Genomic DNA, 6,616 nt, shown 5'->3' with positions numbered 1-6,616 from the left:
AGTCGACGCCGTCCGACACGATCGTGCCGGACGAGATCCCGTCGGCCGATGCCTCGCAGCCGCCGCCCGCGCCGCCCGCGGCCGTGGGCCAGTCGCAGCCCGCCGCCCCATCGCAACCGGTTGCCCAGGCGCCCGCGCGGCAGCAGCGTCCAGCCCAGACGGTCGATGCCGAGGGCTTCGACATGCCCAGCGACAGCGGATCGACCGCCTCGATCAAGCATCCGGTGCCACCCGGCGATGTCGGCGGACCGAAGAAAAGTCGACAGACCTCGATCCTGGACATACTGGGCGGAGGTTGAGGCGCGTTCGCCAGATGGGAACGGCTCCAGCTTTTATCCCGTCGCGATCCGAAAAGCGGAAACCACTTTCCGGGATCATCGCTGTGGCGGCAACTCGCCCTCTCGCAATGGCTGCCGCCTTCGGCTACATGTCCGGCCGGAGACAAAGTTCATGGCCGAAACCGACAGCAGAAAAACCATCGTGCTCACCGGCGCCAGCCGGGGCATCGGCCATGCGACGGTGAAGCGTTTTTCGCGCGAGGGCTGGCGCGTCATCACCTGCTCGCGCCAGGCCTTCGCCGAGGATTGCCCGTGGCCGGCCGGCCCCGAGGATCACATCAAGGTCGATCTCGCCGACCAGGAGGACGTCGGCATCGCCATTTCGGAGATCCGCCACCGGCTGGAGGCGCATGGCGGCCAGCTGCACGCGCTGGTCAACAATGCCGGCATCTCGCCGAAGCTGAAGGACGGCAGCCGGATGAATTCGATCGAGACGCCGATGCATGTCTGGCGCGACGTCTTCCAGGTCAATTTCTTCGCGCCGATCATGCTGGCCAGGGGCCTGTTCAAGGAACTCGCCGCCGCCAAGGGCTCGATCGTCAACGTCACCTCTATTGCCGGTACCCGCGTGCATCCGTTCGCCGGCACAGCCTATGCCACGTCCAAGGCGGCGCTCGGTTCGCTGACGCGCGAGATGGCGCATGACTTCGGCCCGCACGGCATCCGCGTGAACGCGATCGCGCCGGGCGAGATCGACACCGCGATCCTGTCGCCCGGCACCGACAAAATCGTCGAGACGATTCCGCTGAGACGGCTGGGCGCCACCTCGGAAGTGGCCGATATCATCTATTTCCTGTGCTCCGGCCAGTCGTCCTACGTGACCGGCTCGGAGATCCACATCAATGGCGGCCAGCACGTCTGACCTGGCTGATTTCAAGCCACAGTGAGGACGGCCTTGCCGCTGAAGCTGCGCTGTCTGAGCGCATCCAGGGCTTGGCCGATGTCCGTCCACGGCACGGTCATGGCCACGCGGGTTTCCAGCCTGCCGGCCGCGACTAGGTCAAGCAGCCAGGCGATGTCAGTGCCGATGGCCGAACCGGACGTGTAATAGGCGAAGGTCTGCAGCTTGGCGCCCTCGTGGCCAGGAACGAACTGGCGAAACCCTACGGGCGTGAGCTCGCCGCTGCTCGAGCCGAACATGACGATCGTTCCGCCGGGGGCGACGCGCTCTATTGCGGCGGCCAGGCTTTTGCCGCCGACCGACTCGGTGATTAGCGAAAACGGTCCCTCGGCTAGGTCAATCGACTCGACGATCTGCCCGGCGCCCAGATTGCGAAGATCATCGTGATGAGGGGCCGAGGCGATCGCCGTCACCGAAGCGCCTTGCTCGCGGGCGATCTGGATCTGGAAACGGCCGACCGCGCCGCTCGCGCCGGTGATCAGGACCCGCTGACCTGCCAGGTTTCCGCCATGGCGCAAGGTCCTCAGCGCCGTCGTGCCCGCCACCGGCAGCGTGGCGGCGTGGGCGACGCTGACGCCCTCGGGTACGAGGGCAAGGCGGTCGGTCGGAACGGCGACATGTTCGGCCCAGCCGGCCTGGTCGACCAAGGCCGCGACGCGCGTGCCCGCTGCCGGGCCTGAGCCATCGGCCGCCGCGCGTTCTACGATGCCGACGATGTCCTGGCCGGGTATCCAGCCATCAGGGCGGATGGCCAGCAGGCGCAGCTCGCCACGATTCAATGATGTCGAATGAACTGCCACCAATGCTTCATTTGCATTGCAGCTTGGTTCGTCGGCCTCGGTGAGTTTCAGCCGGTTGGGGCTATTAGAAGAAATAGTGAGAGCGAGCATGGCGCACCTTCGAAATTGACGCTTAGGCCGCGATCGACTGCGACGATAACGGCATGAGCCTATCGACTTTCTCGCTTGAAGAATTTAGTGATAAAGCCAAATGATCGCTAAAGTCAGTCAGACATGAGACAGCCGCTACGCTGGCCTTGGCTGGATTTCGACGTCGACGACGTGGCCGCGCCGGCGATCGCCGTCGGCGTCGATGTCACCGAGACGCGGGCCGAGGTGCGCGAGCATTGGCACCGCAAAGGGCAGCTCGTCTTCGCGCTCGGCGGCGCCGTCACCTGCCGGGTTCCGACCGGGCTCTGGATGGTGCCGCCGCATTGCGGCGTGTGGGTGCCGAGCCGCATGGAACACAGCAACATCGCGACGGCGAATGCGCGGATTTTCTTCGTCTATATCGAGCCGGGCGCCGCCGACCTGCCGGATCGGTGCTGCACGCTTTCGATCTCGCCGCTGCTGCGGGAGCTGATCATCGCGCTGTCGGACTGCGCGCCGGACGATCCCCGCTGTAATTTCCTCGGAAACGTCCTGCTCGCCGAATTGCCACTCATGCCGGTGCAGCAATTGCATTTGCCGATCTCGGCCGAGCCGCGGCTGCGCCGGATCGCCGAAGCGTTGGCGGACGATCCCGCCGACCGCAGCACGCTGGCGCAATGGGCCGGCCGCCTGGCGCTCAGCGAAAGCAGCCTGGCGCGCCTCGTCGTCAAGGAGACTGGCCTGAGCTTCGGCCGCTGGCGCCAGCAGCTGCAGCTGATTGTGGCGCTCAGGGAACTGTCATCCGGCGCCAGCGTCCAACAGGTGTCGGGCGATCTCGGCTATGAATCCGTGACCGCCTTCATCACCATGTTCAAGAAGGCGCTGGGCAAGCCGCCGGCGAAATATCTCAGCGATATCGCGCAGAATGGCGGCTCCGCGTTCACAATTTGACGCCCATCAACCGGGTTGCGGATTGATCACCATGGCGGGCTCGACCGAATCCATCGTCTTGCCGGTCACCACCTCGACGATGCCGCGGGCGATCTCGCGCTCGCCCATGATCACGGTGTCGGCGCCGAGGCCTTTCAGATGCTCGACCTCGGCGTCGGAGTGCGCGCGGGCGATGATATTGATCGCAGGATTGGCGGCGCGGGCTCGAAGCACGATCTGGCCGGACTCGAAGGCATTGGGGATGGCGAGGATCAGCCGCTTCGCGCCTTCCGGATTGGCGGCCGCGAAGACATCCGCATTGGCGGCATTGCCGGCCACCGTCTCGATGCCGTCGTCACGCAGCTTGGCCAGCGTCTTGTCGGCATCCTCGATCACCAGGAAGGGCAGGGCGGCTTCCTTCAGCGCTACGCCGACGAGGCTGCCGACGCGGCCGTAACCGATCAGAATGGAATGGCCGGCAAGCGCGGTTTTGGGCGGCGGGCCGTCTTCCTTGCCTGGGGCCGCTGACACCGACGCGACCTGGCCGAGCTCGGTGGCCGGGCCGATCGGCCGTTGCTCTTCGACCGGTGCGGCCTTGCCGGCGCGCTTTTCCAGCCACGGCTTCATCCAGTCGACGACCAGGAACATCAGCGGATTGAGCAGGATCGAGAGGATCGCGCCGGCCAGGATCAGGTCGCGGCCCTGTTCGGGCAGCAGTTTCAGGCCGACGCCGAGCTCGGCCAGGATGAAGGAGAATTCGCCGATCTGGGCAAGGCTCGCCGAAATCATCAGCGCGGTGGCGATCGGATAGCGGAAGGCGATGACGATGACGAAAGCGGCAATCGACTTGCCGACGACGATGATGGCCAAGGTGGCGAGGATCGGCAGGCCGTTGCTGATCAGGCTGAGCGGGTCGAACAGCATGCCGACCGAGACGAAGAACAGCACCGAGAAGGCATCGCGCAGCGGCAATGATTCTTCCGCCGCGCGATGACTGAGCTCGGACTCGCTCATGATCATGCCGGCGAAGAAAGCGCCGAGCGCCAGCGAGACGCCGAACAGCTTCGCCGCACCGAAGGCGACGCCGAGCGCGATAGCCAGCACCGAAAGCCGGAACAATTCGCGCGAGCCAGTGTGGGCGACATAATGCAGGATCCAGGGGATCACCCTGCGGCCGACCACCAGCATGACGACGACGAAGGCGGCGACCTTGGCGAGCGTGATGCCGACAACGCCCCATATGCCGTAGCTGGCGGGCAGCGAGAGCAGGCTCGTATGATCATCGACCTGCGGCTGGCCGCCGAGCACCCCGGCTAGCGCGGGCAACAGCACCAGCGCCAGCACCATGGCGAGATCCTCGACGATCAGCCAGCCGACCGCGATGCGGCCGCGTTCGGTCCCGATCAATCGCCGTTCCTGTAAGGCGCGCAAGAGCACCACAGTCGAGGCGACCGAAAGCGCCAGTCCGAAGACCAGGCCGGCGCCCAGCGGCCAGCCGAGCAACCAGGCAAGCCCGACGCCAAGCAGGGTTGCAAAACCGATCTGCACGATCGCGCCCGGCACGGCGATGGCGCGGACGGACAGAAGGTCCTTCAGCGAAAAATGCAGGCCGACGCCGAACATCAAAAGGATGACGCCGATTTCCGCGAGCTCGTTGGCAAGGCTTGCGTCGGCGACGAAGCCGGGCGTGTTCGGCCCGACAAGGACGCCGGCGACAAGATAACCGACAAGCGGCGGGATGCGGAAACGGTAGGCTAAAGCCCCGAAGACGAATGCCAGCCCCAGACCGGCGACGATGGTGGCGATAAGGGGCGTGTCATGCGGCATTGTCTTTTGCGCGCCTTTCGAAAATTCACGATTTCGGATGGGCGCCCGCCGAGGCCGTCGCCTTCGGCAATATGGTGGACGCAGCGGCGATCATGCAACCGCCGCCGCGCAGAAATCGACGCTGAAGCAGGCGCGGACCGGAAAATCGGCGCCGCGCCGACAAAGAGACGATCGCGGAACGCATTTGGTCCCGAAGCTGCTTTGCTTCGGCCGCTTATGCCGCTTGCAAAAGGGTCTCGATATCGGGAATCGTGTGGTTGGTGAGCGTCTTGGGAATTTCGGCCTGCACCTTCTCGCTCACTTCCTTGTGCAGTTTCTGGCGCATCTCGCCAAGCACCTGCGGCGGCGCGATCAGCACGACCGCGTCGAACGCGCCGCGATGCGCGAGCTTGTAGAGCCGGTCAGCGATCTCGACAGCGAAACGTTCCTTGCCGAGACGGTGCCAATCGGTTTCCTCGACGGCGCTGCGGGGGCCTTCGTTGCTCTGGCGGCCCGGCTTGTCGGTGCCTTGCTCGCGCGTCGCGGGGTTCTCCTGCTCCATCTCCTGCACCACCTCCAGGTTGGGGAACTTGTTGTCGCCCTGGTTGCGCAGGAAAAGCGCCTTTTCGCCATCGGCCACGACGACCCACAATCCGTGCTTCAGCTTGATGTTCATGGTGTTCCTCCTTTGCTTGCGGTTGCCGACCGGTGGAGCCCAGGATCGACAGAACGGATTGCTAGCCAAACGAGCCGCGAAGCCGGATTGTTCCGACCTGCCGGCGGCGCTCTCAACTGCTCCCGCCAGGTGAGGCTGGCCGTCCAGCGACAAGGGTCGGCTTTAATCTACTAAGTTAGTAGAATTTAGAAAAAACTGTTTTGCCGCTTTCCCGAGCCGGTGCTAAAAGTCACGAAAGATCAGCGTGGTTTCTCACGCCGTTCGGGCTCTCTCATTCTCAAAGTAGAATTTTTTTCTCTTGCTCTTCGCGGCTGCGAAAAAGCGATTGCCTGCCGTTCGGCGACGCGCGAGTGATTGCCTTCTGGTTTTTGGCCAGCCCGCGTAAAACTGCCAAACTGTTTCACTATCGCTCGTCGCCATGTCGCCAATCAACGCCAAGCTCAATGCCTTCCCGGTCTTCATGCGGATCGACGGCGAAGCCGTGGCCATCGTCGGCAATCGCGAGGAGGCGCTTGCCAAAGCCCGGCTGCTCGCCCAGTCGAGCGCGGCGCTGCGCATCATTGCCGACGACGCCGATCCCGACCTGCTCGCCTTCATCGCCGTGTCCGGTGCCGTTCACGTCGATGCCGCCTATGAGGTCGCGCATCTCCAGGATGTCGCCCTGGTGTTCGCAGCCAGTGGCGACAAGGCGCTCGACCGCCGGGTCGCCGAGGACGCGCGCCGGTTGGGCATTCCGGTCAATGCGGTAGACCAGCCGGACGTGTGCGATTTCTTCACCCCGGCGCTGGTCAACCGCGCGCCGGTTGCGATCGCCATCGGCACCGAGGGCGCCGGACCGGTTCTGGCGCAGATGCTGCGCGTCCGCATCGACCGCATGCTGTCGCCTTCGCTCGGCCGGCTGGCGGCGCTTGCCGCGTCGTTCCGCGCCGCCGCGGAGAAACTGCCGAAGGGCAACCGCCGTCGCCGCTTCTGGAGCGATTTCTTTGCCGGCGCGCCGGCCAAGGCCATCGAGGCCGGTGACCACGCCCAGGCGCATGGCGCGGCGCTCGAACTCCTGAGCGCGGATGCGCCGGCCCGGGGCCATATCGCGCTGGTC

General features: G+C 65.1%; 6 protein-coding genes and 1 pseudogene. 4 read left to right on the top strand and 3 right to left on the bottom strand.

Annotated features, from left to right (window positions below; translation table 11 throughout):
- Together EOA23_RS36655 and EOA23_RS29420 are read left to right on the top strand one after the other, a co-directional pair.
- Positions 1 to 299 (top strand): annotated as a pseudogene (locus tag EOA23_RS36655) (penicillin-binding protein); the annotation flags it as partial.
- A gap of 151 nt (positions 300 to 450) precedes the next feature.
- The gene (locus EOA23_RS29420; protein WP_127306719.1) at positions 451 to 1,200 is read left to right on the top strand and encodes an SDR family oxidoreductase; all 750 of its coding nucleotides are present in this window, start codon (positions 451 to 453) and stop codon (positions 1,198 to 1,200) included.
- An 11-nt stretch (positions 1,201 to 1,211) separates the two neighbouring features.
- Here the strand turns inward: EOA23_RS29420 and EOA23_RS29415 are convergent, their stop codons facing one another.
- Entirely contained in the window at positions 1,212 to 2,129 is a 918-nt protein-coding gene (locus EOA23_RS29415) for a zinc-binding dehydrogenase (protein WP_127306718.1), read from the bottom strand.
- A gap of 123 nt (positions 2,130 to 2,252) precedes the next feature.
- On the opposite strand from EOA23_RS29415, the gene EOA23_RS29410 reads away from it, so the two are divergent.
- Positions 2,253 to 3,059 (top strand): helix-turn-helix transcriptional regulator, encoded by an 807-nt coding sequence (locus tag EOA23_RS29410; RefSeq protein ID WP_127306717.1) that lies wholly within the window; start codon positions 2,253 to 2,255, stop codon positions 3,057 to 3,059.
- 6 nt (positions 3,060 to 3,065) lie between these two features.
- Here EOA23_RS29410 and ybaL read toward each other — a convergent pair whose 3' ends face one another.
- The gene (ybaL, locus tag EOA23_RS29405; protein WP_127306716.1) at positions 3,066 to 4,865 is read right to left on the bottom strand and encodes a YbaL family putative K(+) efflux transporter; all 1,800 of its coding nucleotides are present in this window, start codon (positions 4,863 to 4,865) and stop codon (positions 3,066 to 3,068) included.
- A 214-nt stretch (positions 4,866 to 5,079) separates the two neighbouring features.
- Positions 5,080 to 5,520 carry a host attachment family protein gene (locus EOA23_RS29400; RefSeq protein ID WP_127306715.1) on the bottom strand — a complete coding sequence of 147 codons (441 nt, stop codon included), beginning with the start codon at positions 5,518 to 5,520 and terminating at the stop codon, positions 5,080 to 5,082.
- Between the two features lie 418 nt (positions 5,521 to 5,938).
- Between EOA23_RS29400 and EOA23_RS29395 the strand changes: the two genes are divergently transcribed.
- Positions 5,939 to 6,616 (top strand): NAD(P)-dependent oxidoreductase (locus EOA23_RS29395; RefSeq protein ID WP_281058772.1); only part of this gene is annotated, 678 nt, incomplete at its 3' end.

Source organism: Mesorhizobium sp. M2A.F.Ca.ET.042.01.1.1, from assembly GCF_003997405.1.
Lineage (GTDB): Bacteria > Pseudomonadota > Alphaproteobacteria > Rhizobiales > Rhizobiaceae > Mesorhizobium.
Note: the sequence above shows the minus strand (reverse complement) of the source record. Positions and strands in the feature narration are given on the sequence as shown.

Coding starts and splice junctions, on each gene's coding strand:
- EOA23_RS29420 (WP_127306719.1), top strand. CDS start 451: ATGGCCGAAACCGACAGCAGAAAAACCATCGTGCTCACCGGCGCCAGC.
- EOA23_RS29410 (WP_127306717.1), top strand. CDS start 2,253: ATGAGACAGCCGCTACGCTGGCCTTGGCTGGATTTCGACGTCGACGAC.
- ybaL (WP_127306716.1), bottom strand. CDS start 4,865: ATGCCGCATGACACGCCCCTTATCGCCACCATCGTCGCCGGTCTGGGG.
- EOA23_RS29400 (WP_127306715.1), bottom strand. CDS start 5,520: ATGAACATCAAGCTGAAGCACGGATTGTGGGTCGTCGTGGCCGATGGC.
- EOA23_RS29415 (WP_127306718.1), bottom strand. CDS start 2,129: ATGCTCGCTCTCACTATTTCTTCTAATAGCCCCAACCGGCTGAAACTC.